This is a genomic window from Bacteroides sp. AF39-11AC (genome assembly GCF_003474285.1).
Lineage (GTDB): Bacteria > Bacteroidota > Bacteroidia > Bacteroidales > Bacteroidaceae > Bacteroides.
Genome location: NZ_QROH01000007.1, coordinates 109,973 through 124,239 on the forward strand (window position 1 = coordinate 109,973; position 14,267 = coordinate 124,239).

The window sequence follows — 14,267 nt, forward strand, 5'->3', positions numbered from 1 at the left end:
ACTTATCGTTTAAATCGCTTCGTAACTTTCTTAATATTCGCGCTTTTCGCTTTTGCCTTCGCCTTATAAATCAGTACGAAGAAGAACGGGACTAAAAGAATACCTACCGTTACAGCCAGAATCATTCCGAAGAATACACCAGTACCAATAGCCTGACGGCTTGCCGAACCCGGTCCACTGGCAATCACCATCGGCAGCATACCGAGGATAAATGCCAAAGATGTCATCAAGATAGGGCGGAAACGCAACTGTGATGCATGCAAGGCTGCTTTAACTACATTCGCACCACGATCTACCTGTTCCTTAGCAAATTCTACAATCAAGATTGCATTCTTTGCTGCCAGTCCGACTAACATAACCAGCCCGATCTGGAAATAGACATCATTCTCCAAGCCGCAAGCCCATACTCCGAGATAAGCTCCCAATGCGGCAATCGGCAATGAAAGTAATACCGCAATCGGCACTGTCCAACTCTCGTAAAGGGCAGCCAGGAAGAGGAATACAAACAGGAATACCAGTGCCAACACCATTGCCGTCTGTCCACCGGCCTGCTTCTCCTGATATGAAAGTCCGCTCCATTCCACACCTATGTTCTCCGGCAAATGCTCACGGGCAATCTGCTCAATAATCTCCATTGCCTGACCGGAACTATAGCCGTCGGCTGCTCCACCACGGATCACAGCACTGTTGAACATATTGAAACGCTTGATGCTACCCGGCCCCGTGGTATATGAAGTAGTTCCGAGGGAAGTCAGCGGTATCATCACATTATCCGCCCCACGTACAAAGAACAGGTTGATATTTTCCTTATGTTCCCTGTAAGGTGCTTCCGCCTGGATATATACACGATAGATACGGTTAAACATATTGAAGTCGTTTACATATACCGAACCAGTATAAGCTTTCATGGTTGAAAACACATCCGCCAGCGGCACACCTGCCAGTTTCACCTTATCACGATCTACATCGAAATAAAGCTGCGGGATATCTGCCTGCAAAGATGATGATAGCCCGGATAATTCCTTGCGTTGTGAAGCGTAATACATCAACGTATCTGTTGCTTGTACCAAGTTATCAAAAGTTGCATCTCCACGTGCTTCGAGTTGCATTTCGAAACCACCCGAACTTCCCAGTCCCGGGATAACCGGCGGTGTGGAAAGATATACTTTACACTCGGGATACTCCTGCAAGTCCTTTTTCACCTGAGCCATTACCTCATCGATAGTCTGTCCGTCACGTGCACCCCACGGTTTCAGGATAACCGTCAGTTCACTGCGTGCCTGACTGCTACCCACACGGGGGCTACTACCTACTACGCTCTGAACATACTCTACAGCCGGATTCAACATCAGATATTCTATAGCACGTTCCGATACGATTCGCGTACGCTCCAGTGTCGCACCTTCAGGCAATTCCAATTCCACTTTAAAGTATCCTTGATCTTCTACAGGCAAGAAGCTGGTCGGTATCAGGCGGTTTATCAGCAAAATAGCCACCAGTATCACACCAAATGCACTCAGTACCCTGCGGGGATTACCTATCACACGTGAAATCTGGCGAACATACTTACGGTTACCCGTATTCAATGCGTAGTTGATATAGCGGAATACAATATTCTTCCGTTTATGAGATTCCGGTTTCAATATCAATGAACACATCACCGGACTCAGAGTCAGCGCAACAACTGTAGAAAGCAATACGGAAACCACAATTGTCACCGTAAACTGACGATAAAGCTGCCCTGTGATACCACCGAGGAAACTAACCGGTACAAACACAGCTGCCAGTACCAGAGACGTAGCAATAATTGCTCCCGTCAATCCTTCCATCGCTTTCTTTGTAGCTTCGTAAGGAGGCAGTTTCTCTTCATGCATGATGCGCTCCACATTCTCTACCACCACAATAGCATCATCTACCACAATACCAATAGCAAGTACTAATCCAAGTAAGGTAAGTATATTAAGAGAGAAACCGAATATTAGCATGAAACCAAACGTACCAATCAGAGAGATAGGTACTGCTACAATCGGAATAAGGGTAGCACGCCAACTTTGCAATGATAAAAATACTACGATAATCACCAGTATCAATGCTTCAAACAAAGTCTTGTATACTTCGTGGATAGACTCTGAAATGTAAGTAGTCATATCAAATGGAATCTCGTAACTCAATCCATCAGGAAAGTTATTGCTGATTTCATCCATTGCCTTTTTCACATTCTCCGCCACTTCCATAGCATTGGCGCCCGGAAGCATATAGATACCTAACACAGCCGCATTCTCACCATTGATGCTACTCTCCGTATTGTACGAAGAAGCCTCCAATGAGATACGTGCCACGTCACGCAAACGGATAATGGAACCATCCGCATTAGCGCGAATTACGATTTCCTCAAACTGTCCTACTGTAGAAAGACGTCCCTGCGTTGTAATAGGAATGGTAATATCCAATCCTGTCACAGGTTGTTGTCCCAATACACCAGCTGCAGATTCACGATTCTGATCTTTCAGAGCATTCTGCAAATCGGCTACGGTCAGTCCAAAGTTTGCCAACTTATCCGGTTGCACCCAAATCTGCATAGCATAGTAACGGCTACCAATATTCGACACACGACCTACACCGGGAATACGGCGAAGTAAATCGAGCACGTTCAATGTAGCAAAGTTACTCAGATAGATCTCATCAAACTTCGGATCAGAGGACCTCAGACAGATAGTCATTAACTGACTGGCTGCCTGTTTTTCTACAGATATACCGTTTTGTACCACCTCTGCCGGAAGACGGGATTCCGCCAACTTCAAGCGGTTCTGTATTTCAACCGCTGCTAAGTCAGGATCAGCAGAAATATCAAATGTTACTGTAGCTGAAAAACCACCGGAGTTTGAGCTATTGGACTCCATGTAGAGCATTCCCGGCGTTCCGTTCAACTCTTGCTCAATAGGTGTAGCAACCGCTTGGGATACCGTCAGTGCACTGGCACCGGGATACGAAGCACTAATCTTCACCACCGGCGGTGTTATCTGCGGATATTGGTCAATGGGAAGCATCGTCAGTCCGATGATACCCACAATGACAATCAGTATAGAGATGACAGCCGAAAATACCGGTCTGTCTATAAAGAAACTTACTTTCATACGCTCTCCCCTCCCTCTTCACCTTCTTTCTTCAACAGGGCATTGTTAACTTTAACTTTCATCCCCGGGCTCAGTTTATGGTATCCTTCTACCACTATTGTTTCACCCGGCACCAAACCTCTCTCCACCACTACTTGATTCTGGAATTCCGGTCCTAACTCTATAAAACGACGTTCTACAGTAGAATCACGACGCATAACAAACACATAGGCACCACCTTTTTCTATAATAACAGACTTCAGGGGGACCACTGTTGCATTCTCCCGCACATCCAGCAATAGCTTCACTTTAGTAAACTGGCCCGGAAGCAATACGTGTTTCGGATTAGGCATTTCGGCACGAACAGAGAAAGTACCGGTACGTGGATCAACCTGCGGTTCGGCAAAGTCGACCAAGCCTTTGAAAGGATAAACTGTATTATCGGCAAGTGTAATAGAAATATTCGGCTGCCAGGAACGGGTAGAATCTTTCTGTCCCAGATTCACGTTACGTTCCTTGGTTTTCAGATAGTCTAATGCTGTCATACTGAAATCTACCAGTACCGTATCGCTTTTCACGATATTGGCAAGCAATGACTTGCCGCCCGTACCGACCAATGTACCAAGGTCTACATACCGTTCACTGATGTGCCCGGCCAGCGGAGAGCGAACCACTGTATATCCAAGTTCCAGTTCTGCCTGGTCAAGATCGGCCTGACTCATAGCAACACTGGCCACTGCTGTTTCATAAGCAGCCACCGCGTTATCCAAATCTAATTGACTGGCAGCATTTTGTTCATACAAGGGGCGAATACGCTCCAAGTCACGTTGTGCTTTTTTAGCTTGTGCTTCATCTTTTTTCAGCTGTGCACGAGCCTTATCCGCTTTAGCACGATACTGATCCTGATTGATAACAAACAAAACCTGATTCTTCGTCACATAAGTACCTTCTTCGAAAAGCATATTTTCCAGATATCCTTCTACGCGGGCACGCACTTCTACAAACTGTTGAGCACGAACACGTCCCACGTATTCACCATAGATTTCGACATCATCTTGTGTCACCGGTTCCACAGCTACTACCGGAAGATCCGGTGCAGGTGCCGGGCGATGAGTAATAAACCAGTAAATCGCTACTAACAGTACTATACCAATTGCGGCAATCACTGCCTGTTTTTTCGTTATTCTGAATTCTCTCTTCTTAAAAAACGGTTTCATAAGCTCTCTGTTTATGTTAATGTTAAAAACCCTATAAATAAAAAACACAACCAGCGTGCCAAAGTTCGATGGCTATACCTTTATTATTCATAGTCAAATCATTAAAGTTTTAACAAAGGATTATGTGAGTGGGGAATTCGCTCTACAAGTGTGGAATTATTCCACAAAAAAAGTCCGAACAAACTGTCCGGACTTCTCTTTTACTTAACTGAAACTTCTTATTCTTCATCATCATCCAATGACTCCGTATATTCCAGTTCTCCTTGAACTACAAACAGAATTTCTTCCGGATCATACTCACCCATCTCATCTTTGTGGGCTTCTTTGATGATGTAATCTACGATTTGCCCCAAGTCGACTTCGATGCATCCATCTTCATCCGGCTTTGCATCCAAGATGCCGCTTTCAGAATAATACTCGTCAATCAAATCGAGGAAATAATAGAGTTCATCATCGGAGTATTTCTCTTTTAACTCCTGCGGCAAATAATTCTTGATGTATTCGATGGTTTTTTCGTCATCGAGATCATCCTTTAAGAAATCGTCTTCCAGTCCCATAACAGTTAGTTTTTTTAAGGGTTAATACCTTATTATATTATGCTCCTATAAAAGCATCTTTTTTATCTTGTCATCAAAAGCAGATTTGCCAGCAGAACCTACCTGCTTGTCAACCAACTCACCGTTTTTAAAGAACAATACGGTAGGAATGTTACGGATACCATATTCAGCAGCCACATCACCATTCTCATCTACATCACACTTACCGATGAGAACCTGTCCTTCATACACTTCTGCCAATTCTTCTATGATAGGACCTACCATCTTACAAGGACCACACCAAGGGGCCCAAAAGTCAATCACTACAGGCTTACCTTCTGCAAGGATTTCCTTATAGTTGCTGTCTGTAATTTCTAAAGCCATTGCGTTAATGATTAATTATTTAATGTTTAATGATTACTGTCAAATTATTTACGGAAGCAAAGATAACTAATTTATCCGGAATTCCAGTTCGGGACGATCATTTAAATAAGAGATTAACTCACGTCCTACCGAAAGTTTCACAGGCCGGGAAATCATGTCCACTACCGTCTTACTATCAGGATCACTCACTTTAAAATAGAGTTCCGTTGTACCCGGATTCCCTTTCATTAGTGCAGCAAGCTCCGTAACCAGAGCCTGGTTCAACACTGAAAGCGGTATCAGGATAGTAATTTTAGAAATCAGTTTCTCTTTCACATCCGGAAGCAATTCCATAGAAGTAATCTTAACTTCCAACTCATCCTGCTTCCACTGTTTAGGTTGGCAACGAGCCTTAATGAAAAGGAAGGTACGTTCACCCAAATATCCCTGATAGGTTACCCAGTCATTACCAAAGAACGGAAGCTCAGCCGAACCGGAATAGTCTTCAATCTTCGCAATGCCATAAGGATTACCATTTTTACTGATTCCCCGACGCACAGAAGTCACAATACCTCCCATCGTTATCTCTCGTCCGGCAAGTGCTGTTTTATCTTCCAGCTCAGCCATACGTGTATTGCATACATGCTGCAATACTACAGAATATTCATCCAGCGGATGAGCAGATAGATAAATGCCTACCAGATCACGCTCCTTGTTCAACCGGTCCAGATCACTCCAGCGTTCAGCTTCAGGTATTTCGGGAGTAGCAATGTCCACTACATTATCTCCACCGAACAAAGAGTTGGCAGCCGCTGCCTGGTCTGCCTGATAACGGTTACCATAACGTACTAAAGTTTCCAGAAAAACCTCATTTTTGGAATTCACGGCAAAGTATTGTTCACGTTTCAATTCCGGAAACTCATCAAAGCCACCTGCCAAAGCAAGACATTCCAGATTCTTCTTATTACAAGCTGTCAGATTGACCCGCTGCACAAAATCGAATATACCTTTAAAAGGACCATTCTTCTCGCGCTCTTCCATGATATTCAGTACAGCGCCTTCGCCTACTCCCTTCACTGCACCAAGACCGAAACGGATATTTCCTTCCGGGTTAACAGTAAACTTCAGATTACTCTCATTCACATCCGGACCAAGAACTTTGATGCCCATCGATTTACATTCATCCATCAATTTGGTGATATCAGTAATGTTCGACAAACTTCGGCTCATCACAGCTGCCATATACTCTGCCGGATAGTTCGCTTTCAGATATGCAGTCTGATAAGCTACCCATGAATAGCATGTGGCATGAGATTTATTGAAAGCATAGGATGCAAATTTCTCCCAGTCTCCCCAGATTTTTTCAAGTACCTTCGGATCATGCCCATTCTTACGTCCGCCCTCGACAAATTTAGGTTTCATGTGATCCAGTTTGTCACGCAGCTTCTTACCCATCGCTTTACGCAGAGCATCGGACTCACCACGGGTGAAGTCCGCCAACAAACGTGACAAAAGCATCACCTGTTCCTGATACACCGTAATACCATATGTATCCTTCAGATACTTCTCCATGACAGGAATATCGTACTCAATCGGCTTCCGCCCATGTTTACGGTCGATAAAATCCGGAATATAATCCATAGGCCCCGGACGATAAAGGGCATTCATTGCAATCAAGTCTTCAAAAGTAGAAGGCTGCAACTCACGCAGGTATTTCTGCATACCGGCAGATTCAAACTGGAATGTACCGATAGTACGCCCGTCACTATATAATTTATAAGTAACAGGATCGTCAATAGGCACCTTATCTATATTTAATGCCATTCCACGATGCAAACGCACATTTTCCACAGCCTCCTTGATGATTGATAATGTTTTCAATCCCAGGAAGTCCATCTTGATCAAACCTGTATCTTCAATTACCGAACCTTCATATTGGGTAACAAGCATCTTCTCACCCGTTTCCTTATCATCGGCAGTACTTACAGGTACCCAGTCAGTAATATCATCACGGCAGATAATCGTACCACAGGCATGCACACCGGTACCACGCACATTGCCTTCTAGCATCTTGGCATATTTCAGTGTATCGCGCACCAAAGGATCGGGAGAAGCTTCCGCTGCTTGCAGTTCAGGAACATAATCAATGGCATTCCGCAGATTCAACTTCTTATCGGGTATTTTATCAGGAACCAATTTAGCCAGACGGTCAGACTCAGAAAGAGGAAGTTTCTGCACACGGGCAACGTCTTTAATAGCAAGCTTGGTAGCCATTGTACCATAAGTAATGATATGCGCCACTTTTTCCTGGCCGTACTTTTGCGTCACCCAACGAAGTACTTCTCCACGTCCATCATCATCAAAGTCGATATCGATATCAGGCAATGATATACGGTCGGGATTCAGGAAACGCTCAAACAGCAAGTCATATTTAATGGGATCGATTTTCGTTATCTGCAAACAATATGCTACCGCTGAACCGGCTGCCGATCCACGACCCGGACCTATCGAAACTCCCATATTACGCCCGGCAGCAATAAAGTCCTGTACAATGAGGAAGTATCCCGGAAAACCCATTGTCTTCATGATGTAAAGCTCAAACTTCAACCGTTCCATCACCTCATCAGACAGGGGATCTCCATAAAAAATCTTAGCACCGTCAAAAGTCAATTTAGCGAGATAATCCGCTTCCAGTTTGATACGATATAACTTTTCATATCCGCCTAAACGTTTGATTTTAGCTTTGGCCGCATCCTCATCCAGCACTACATTACCATTTTCATCCTGAGTGAATTCATCAAATAAATCCTTCTCAGTATATTTCTGCCGATAGCCTTCTTCTGTTCCAAAGTCTTCAGGAATAGCAAAAGTAGGCATGATAGGTGCATGGTCAATGGAATAGTATTCTACTTTATCCAGAATTTCAAGGGTATTGGACAAAGCCTCAGGAACATCTGCAAAGAGTTCATTCATCTCTGCCTTCGTCTTCATCCATTCCTGCTTGGTATAAAGCATACGATTCGGATCATCCAGATCTTTACCGGTACTCAAACAAATCAGCCGATCATGTGCCTCAGCATGTTCTTCATTCACAAAGTGAACGTCATTGGAACAAATGAGCTTAATATTATATTTTTTTGCAAACTCCATTAATTTGGCATTTGCCTTCTGCTGCAACGGATAAGCTTCATGGTTGGCACGCGGTATAGTAGCCCGATGCCGTTGTAATTCCAGATAATAATCTTCACCGAAAAGATTTTTATACCAGCGTATGGCTTCCTCCGCATCTTCCAGCTGGTCATTTATAATCTTCTTAGGCACTTCACCACCAATACAAGCCGAACATACAATCAACCCTTCATGGTATTTTTCCAATTCGTTACGGTCGGTACGCGGACGCATATAGTAGCCCTTGGTCCAAGCCCTGGATACTAACTTAATCAGATTATGATAGCCTTTCTCGTTTTTCGCCAATACAATTAAGTGCCAACCGCTTTGGTCGGGCTTACCTTCTTTTTTATCCATAGTACGGCGAGCCACATACATCTCACAACCAATGATTGGTTTGAACAGCTTATTTTCAGCTTCCGCAATCTTCGCACGACAGTCAGCAAGTTCTGCTTCCTTATCATCGCAAGCAATCTCGCCGCTTTCAATACCGGCCATCCGTTTTTTAAGATCTTTGATCTCACCCTTCGGTCCGCTATTCTTTTTGTTAACGTAGTTAGTGAATTCCTTAATGCCGAACATGTTACCGTGGTCAGTCACGGCTATTCCCTTCATTCCATCCTTCATAGCCTTGTCCACCAACGCACTTACGCTGGCCTGACCATCGAGTAAGGAATACTGGGTATGAACGTGCAAATGAACAAAATCCTGCATAAATATCTCCTTTCAATTAAGAGCATAAAAGTACAACCTATATAAGACCTAACAAAAATATTTCCCTAAAAGTTATCAACAGATGCATTTCTCTCTCCAAATGCTTGTTAGATTTTCAAAATAAGCCTATTTTTGCCGATAATTTGTATTCAAGAGAATAAAACAACATTAGATGAGTCGACTAAAGAAGCTAAAAAAGATACGAATTCACCGCGAAGGGACACATACACTGGCCGGCAGCTTACTATTGCTATTGGCCGTCAATTCAGTCCTCTATTTTGGACTGGAATGCAAATTGCCATTCTATATCGTAGCGGTGGTCAGTATCGTCCTGTATGGAATGCTGGTGAATTTCTTCCGATGCCCTATTCGCCTATTTGGCCAGGAAGACACCGAAAAGATTGTGGTGGCACCTGCCGATGGCAAAATAGTAGTCATAGAAGAAGTGGAGGAAAACGAGTACTTTCACGACCGTCGTCTTATGATTTCTATTTTTATGAGCGTCATCAATGTACATGCCAACTGGTATCCGGTAGACGGAACCGTAAAGAAGGTGGCACACCATAATGGTAAGTTTATGAAAGCCTGGCTGCCGAAAGCCAGTACCGACAACGAACGCTCTACAGTGGTGATTGAAACTCCCGAAGGTGTAGAAGTAATGGCTCGTCAGATTGCCGGAGCTATGGCACGACGTATCGTCACTTATGCTGAACCCGGTGAAGACTGTTATATCGATGAACACATGGGCTTTATCAAGTTCGGATCTCGTGTAGATGTTTATCTCCCGTTGGGCACAGAAGTGTTTGTAAAAATGGGACAAACCACCACAGGAAACCAGACCGTGATAGCCAAACTAAAATAACTAAGCAATGGCTAACTGTATTACTCGCCATATCCCCAATACACTGACATGTCTGAATCTGTTCTCTGGCTGTATTGCATGTGTTATGGCATTCGAGTTCAAGTATGACTGGGCTCTGACTTTTATCATTATCAGTGCTGTATTCGACTTCCTCGATGGAATGTCGGCGCGGGTATTGCATGCCCCTTCTCCCATTGGAAAAGAATTGGACTCCCTGGCGGACGATATCAGCTTTGGGTTAGTACCTTCAGTTATCGTATTCTCCTTATTGCGTGAGACGACTTACCCCGGTTGGATGAGCAACTTTCAGGAATATGTTCCCTATTTTGCTTTTCTCATTGCCATATTTTCAGCACTGCGTCTGGCTAAATTCAATATCGATGAACGCCAAACCAGCTCATTCATCGGACTGAATACTCCAGCCAATACATTGTTTTGGGCAGCAGCCGCTGCACAATACCATGACTGGCTGATACAAGGCGGGATAGTTCTGTATGGATTACTAATCTGTATTGTATTATTCTCCCTGCTGCTGATTTCCGAATTTCCAATGTTTGCTTTCAAATTAAAGAACCTCTCTTGGGAAGAAAATAAAATCCGTTATTTGTTTTTGATAGTCAGTATTCCCCTACTTATTTTCGTAGGACTTGCAGCTGTCATAGGTTGGTACATCATTCTATGCTGGTTTGTTAGAAAGAAACTCTAAACAAATCTTTTGGCACAGTTGTTGTACTATCGTTCGTAAGACGAACAATATATAAAACGATTAGCCCATGTTTCATATCTTAGGATTTATATTTATCATCATAGTCGTTATTCTGGTCATCGGACTCAGTATCATCGGCACCGTTCTCCGGACTATTTTCGGACTGGGAGGAAAGCGTCGTTCTTCCTCCGGCACTTATCAATCCGGTCAAAGCTATTCTTACTCAGGTGGCCAGCAACAAAACACTTCCTCTCAAACTGACGAAGAAACCACCTCTGAAGGGAATAATATTCATAGAAAACACAAAAAACTCTTCTCTAAAGATGAAGGAGAGTATGTGGATTTTGAAGAAATTAAAGAATAATCAGACTTTAGCCATACCGGTAAGGATGTATTTACCTTTCAATTTATGCTCTTTCATATAAATTTGAACCTCCATCCGGCAGGCTGACACCAAGGCATGTCCCGTCAATCTTTCATTCATAGCTTTAATAAATGAATACTCTGTGTCGTCGTGTATAAAAGATATGCGATGATATTCCATTATTATAATGTATTTAAGTATCTGTTAAGCCTCCAAATATACGGATAAAATACGTAGTAAAATTAAAAAAGGAATATAAAAAGAGAATCCCGGCAAAGAAGTCCTCTGCCAGGATTAACTCAAACTTTCATTATTTTACTGCCTAACCAGTCTACCTTCGATTACCTCTCCTTACAATCCGTCCATATAGCTACAAATGTAAGTGAACTTGGTGAGGGCAAAAGTATACAGAAAGAGCAGAATATGATTTCTAAAAATGATATTTCTAAAAGAAAAAGACAATCAACTAAACAACAACAACTTACTATTGCTATTTCAAAAGTATTTTGACGATTTCATATTCTTTTTGACGATTTGTTATCGTGTAAAATGGAGATAATAATAAGTAAATGAAAGCATAATTTAATTTTTCAGACTTCAACGCCGTTTTGCAGCAAAGAAATCTTTCATCAAGGCAGCACAATCATCAGCAAGAATCCCTTTCACAACTACCGTTTTCGGATGTAATGCCTGTGGTGCATAACGCTGATATCCACGCTTTTCATCTTCAGCACCAAATACAAGCCGCCCCATCTGCGCCCAGGCTATTGCACCGGCACACATGACACAAGGTTCAACCGTAACATAAAGAGTACATTCATTCAGATATTTTCCGCCAAGGGTAGAAGCAGCAGCAGTAATTGCTTGCATTTCAGCATGGGCTGTCACGTCTGTCAATGTTTCTGTCAGGTTATGGGCACGTGCTATAATACGCTCTTTGCAAACAACAATCGCCCCAACAGGCACCTCTCCTCTTTCTGCCGCCTTACGTGCTTCTGCAAGTGCTTGCTTCATATAAAAGTTATCGTCCACCACCCTTTTACCTTTAATTTTTAATTTTCAGTTTATCTACGCATATCATGTTCTCCAAAAAGAGTCGGATAATCTTCTTCCATATTTTTATGGATAAACATGAGAATAGTCTCCCGAAGCCAGCGTGATTTATTCGTTATCTTGTACTTCTCCAGATAACGGTCTACAATCCGCAGCTCTTCCTCGCTCATCAGACATACGATGCGCTGTTCACGTTTCGGCTCTTCGGGTGTTGCTTTCGCACACGTTTTATCTCTCTTTCTCATATTTACTGCAAAATTAGTTTTACTTCTGTAAATACAAAGCAGAAAAAACGTATTTTTGCATAGAAACAGCTAAAATAGGGATAAATACAGGTATGGCAGCACACAATACCCTTGGAAAAGATGGAGAAGACACCGCAGTAGCGTATCTGGAACGCAATGGATATGTCATTCGCCACCGTAATTGGCGCAAAAACCATCTGGAACTGGACATTGTGGCAGTCAAAGATGAATTGCTGATTGTAGTGGAAGTAAAGACACGAAGCAATACGGAATACATCGAACCGCAAGATGCCGTTAATTGGCAGAAAATACGCCACATTGTAGTGGCTGCCGATGCATATATCAAGCATTTCAGTATAGATATTCCTGTTCGTTTTGATATTATCACCGCGGTCGGCAAAGCTGGAGCATTTGAAATAGAACATATTAAGGATGCATTTTATCCGCCAATGTTCTGAATTATAAATTGCAGTAAAATGAATATAAACGAACTCATAGCCCAACCGGAAGGACGACGTCTGGAATTCAAAGGTGAACTTCCTACAAATTCGGATATAGCCAAAACCATTGTAGCTTTTGCCAACGATGCCGGTGGAGATATCTATATAGGGATTAATGATAAGCCACGTCAAATCATTGGATTACCAGAAAATGAATTAACTCAGATAGAGGAACAAATCAGTAATATGATATATGATAGATGTTATCCTACTATTCTACCAGAAGTTTCATTCCTTTCTGTAGAAGAAAAGCATCTTATTCGTATTTGCATATATCGGGGCAGCATGCCTCCTTACTATCTGAAAGAGAAAGGAAAATTGAAAGGCACATATATCCGTGTAGGTTCTACTAATAAATTAGCAGATGAATCTATCATTGCATCATTAGAACGTAAACGCAGAAATATATCTTTTGATAGTGAAATTATTATGGATAAGCCTGCAAGCAGTTTGATCATTGATGGTTTCAAAGAACTGTATAAGGAAAAAACTGAAGAAGAAATAAATCTGCAAGTTTTAAGGAAGCTTGAATTAATAAAATTAGAACAAGATAAAGAATACCCCACCAATGCGCTCATTCTTTTTTCAGACGATTCATTACGTAAATCATTTTTTCCTAATGCCAAAATAGAATGCGCACGTTTTAAAGGGATAGGAACAGAAGAATTTATCGATCAAAAAAGCATTTCTACTCATATAGGCTTGCAAGCTGAAGAAGCGTATAACTTTGTTCTGCGACACATCAACAAAAGTGCTACAGTCGAAGGCATATATACTGTATCTCGTTGGGAATATCCAGTCAAAGCTATTCGTGAAATCATCCGTAATGCTGTAGTTCATCGTGACTATTCATTAACAGGTAAAGACATCAAAGTGGCTATATACGATGACATGATTGAAATCAGTAGTCCCGGTTTATTACCGCCATCTATTGATTATTCCGCAATGGAAAGTCGTCAGTCGGATGCACGTAATAAAGTCATTGCTCCCGTATTCAAGCGCATAGGAATCATTGATCAGTGGGGAAATGGCCTTAAGCTTGTTGCCCAAGAATTGAGGGAATACCCTGAAATAGAATTGAAGTGGAGAGAAGTCGGCCTGTCTTTTCAAGTACAATTTATAAAGAAAAACTATAAAACTATCCCCACAAATGTCGGTAACAATGTCGGTGATGTCGGTGATGTCGGTGATAATGTCGGTGATGTCGGCAATATTGATAACAATATCAGCTATAATAAATTGAAAGTCATACAATTGATCTTACATAATCCGAATATCACAACTAAGGAAATAGCTGAAACCTTAGGAATTAGCACACGCCAGTGTGAACGTATCATCGCAAAACTTAAACAATCCGGAAAATTATTACGCAAAGGTTCTGCAAGAACCGGTTACTGGGAGATTAATAACAATTAAAAATATCTGG

Annotated in this window: 13 protein-coding genes; 5 read left to right on the forward strand and 8 right to left on the reverse strand. The window is 42.3% G+C overall.

Annotation, left to right across the window (positions count from 1 at the left end; genetic code table 11):
- Window positions 1-2 precede the first annotated feature (2 nt).
- The 5 genes from DW036_RS16260 to dnaE all read right to left on the reverse strand — a co-directional run bounded on the left by DW036_RS16260 (window position 3) and on the right by dnaE (window position 9,111).
- Entirely contained in the window at window positions 3-3,134 is a 3,132-nt protein-coding gene (locus tag DW036_RS16260; protein ID WP_118465328.1) for an efflux RND transporter permease subunit, read from the reverse strand.
- Window positions 3,131-4,330 (reverse strand): efflux RND transporter periplasmic adaptor subunit, encoded by a 1,200-nt coding sequence (locus tag DW036_RS16265; RefSeq protein WP_118465329.1) that lies wholly within the window; start codon window positions 4,328-4,330, stop codon window positions 3,131-3,133. The genes DW036_RS16260 and DW036_RS16265 overlap by 4 nt, the downstream gene beginning before the upstream one ends.
- 218 nt (window positions 4,331-4,548) lie before the next feature.
- On the reverse strand, window positions 4,549-4,887 hold the full coding sequence (locus DW036_RS16270) for a hypothetical protein (protein WP_117693968.1): 339 nt from the start codon (window positions 4,885-4,887) through the stop codon (window positions 4,549-4,551).
- Between the two features lie 45 nt (window positions 4,888-4,932).
- Window positions 4,933-5,250, reverse strand: a complete 318-nt coding sequence (gene trxA, locus DW036_RS16275) for a thioredoxin (protein ID WP_007667249.1) — start codon at window positions 5,248-5,250, stop codon at window positions 4,933-4,935.
- A 66-nt stretch (window positions 5,251-5,316) separates the two neighbouring features.
- Window positions 5,317-9,111 carry a DNA polymerase III subunit alpha gene (gene dnaE, locus DW036_RS16280; protein ID WP_118465330.1) on the reverse strand — a complete coding sequence of 1,265 codons (3,795 nt, stop codon included), beginning with the start codon at window positions 9,109-9,111 and terminating at the stop codon, window positions 5,317-5,319.
- Window positions 9,112-9,283: 172 nt separating this feature from the next.
- On the opposite strand from dnaE, the gene DW036_RS16285 reads away from it, so the two are divergent.
- The 3 genes from DW036_RS16285 to DW036_RS16295 all read left to right on the forward strand — a co-directional run bounded on the left by DW036_RS16285 (window position 9,284) and on the right by DW036_RS16295 (window position 11,043).
- Window positions 9,284-9,973 carry a phosphatidylserine decarboxylase family protein gene (locus DW036_RS16285; RefSeq protein ID WP_118465331.1) on the forward strand — a complete coding sequence of 230 codons (690 nt, stop codon included), beginning with the start codon at window positions 9,284-9,286 and terminating at the stop codon, window positions 9,971-9,973.
- Between the two features lie 7 nt (window positions 9,974-9,980).
- Window positions 9,981-10,679 carry a CDP-diacylglycerol--serine O-phosphatidyltransferase gene (pssA, locus tag DW036_RS16290; RefSeq protein ID WP_187374627.1) on the forward strand — a complete coding sequence of 233 codons (699 nt, stop codon included), beginning with the start codon at window positions 9,981-9,983 and terminating at the stop codon, window positions 10,677-10,679.
- Between the two features lie 67 nt (window positions 10,680-10,746).
- Window positions 10,747-11,043, forward strand: coding sequence for a DUF4834 family protein (locus DW036_RS16295; RefSeq protein WP_118465332.1), 297 nt, complete (start codon window positions 10,747-10,749; stop codon window positions 11,041-11,043).
- Here the strand turns inward: DW036_RS16295 and DW036_RS26270 are convergent, their stop codons facing one another.
- The 3 genes from DW036_RS26270 to DW036_RS16310 form a co-directional block, all read right to left on the reverse strand.
- Window positions 11,044-11,223 carry a hypothetical protein gene (locus DW036_RS26270; protein WP_118223388.1) on the reverse strand — a complete coding sequence of 60 codons (180 nt, stop codon included), beginning with the start codon at window positions 11,221-11,223 and terminating at the stop codon, window positions 11,044-11,046.
- Between the two features lie 417 nt (window positions 11,224-11,640).
- Window positions 11,641-12,075, reverse strand: a complete 435-nt coding sequence (locus DW036_RS16305; RefSeq protein WP_022391962.1) for a nucleoside deaminase — start codon at window positions 12,073-12,075, stop codon at window positions 11,641-11,643.
- A gap of 32 nt (window positions 12,076-12,107) precedes the next feature.
- On the reverse strand, window positions 12,108-12,341 hold the full coding sequence (locus DW036_RS16310; protein WP_007212260.1) for a hypothetical protein: 234 nt from the start codon (window positions 12,339-12,341) through the stop codon (window positions 12,108-12,110).
- A 92-nt stretch (window positions 12,342-12,433) separates the two neighbouring features.
- On the opposite strand from DW036_RS16310, the gene DW036_RS16315 reads away from it, so the two are divergent.
- Both DW036_RS16315 and DW036_RS16320 read left to right on the forward strand, forming a co-directional pair.
- Window positions 12,434-12,799, forward strand: coding sequence for a YraN family protein (locus DW036_RS16315; RefSeq protein WP_118465333.1), 366 nt, complete (start codon window positions 12,434-12,436; stop codon window positions 12,797-12,799).
- An 18-nt stretch (window positions 12,800-12,817) separates the two neighbouring features.
- Window positions 12,818-14,257 carry an RNA-binding domain-containing protein gene (locus DW036_RS16320; RefSeq protein WP_118465334.1) on the forward strand — a complete coding sequence of 480 codons (1,440 nt, stop codon included), beginning with the start codon at window positions 12,818-12,820 and terminating at the stop codon, window positions 14,255-14,257.
- Window positions 14,258-14,267 lie beyond the last annotated feature (10 nt).

Coding starts and splice junctions, on each gene's coding strand:
- trxA (WP_007667249.1), bottom strand. CDS start 5,250: ATGGCTTTAGAAATTACAGACAGCAACTATAAGGAAATCCTTGCAGAA.
- DW036_RS16320 (WP_118465334.1), top strand. CDS start 12,818: ATGAATATAAACGAACTCATAGCCCAACCGGAAGGACGACGTCTGGAA.
- DW036_RS16310 (WP_007212260.1), bottom strand. CDS start 12,341: ATGAGAAAGAGAGATAAAACGTGTGCGAAAGCAACACCCGAAGAGCCG.
- DW036_RS26270 (WP_118223388.1), bottom strand. CDS start 11,223: ATGGAATATCATCGCATATCTTTTATACACGACGACACAGAGTATTCA.
- DW036_RS16285 (WP_118465331.1), top strand. CDS start 9,284: ATGAGTCGACTAAAGAAGCTAAAAAAGATACGAATTCACCGCGAAGGG.
- DW036_RS16270 (WP_117693968.1), bottom strand. CDS start 4,887: ATGGGACTGGAAGACGATTTCTTAAAGGATGATCTCGATGACGAAAAA.
- pssA (WP_187374627.1), top strand. CDS start 9,981: ATGGCTAACTGTATTACTCGCCATATCCCCAATACACTGACATGTCTG.
- DW036_RS16260 (WP_118465328.1), bottom strand. CDS start 3,134: ATGAAAGTAAGTTTCTTTATAGACAGACCGGTATTTTCGGCTGTCATC.
- DW036_RS16315 (WP_118465333.1), top strand. CDS start 12,434: ATGGCAGCACACAATACCCTTGGAAAAGATGGAGAAGACACCGCAGTA.
- DW036_RS16265 (WP_118465329.1), bottom strand. CDS start 4,330: ATGAAACCGTTTTTTAAGAAGAGAGAATTCAGAATAACGAAAAAACAG.
- dnaE (WP_118465330.1), bottom strand. CDS start 9,111: ATGCAGGATTTTGTTCATTTGCACGTTCATACCCAGTATTCCTTACTC.
- DW036_RS16295 (WP_118465332.1), top strand. CDS start 10,747: ATGTTTCATATCTTAGGATTTATATTTATCATCATAGTCGTTATTCTG.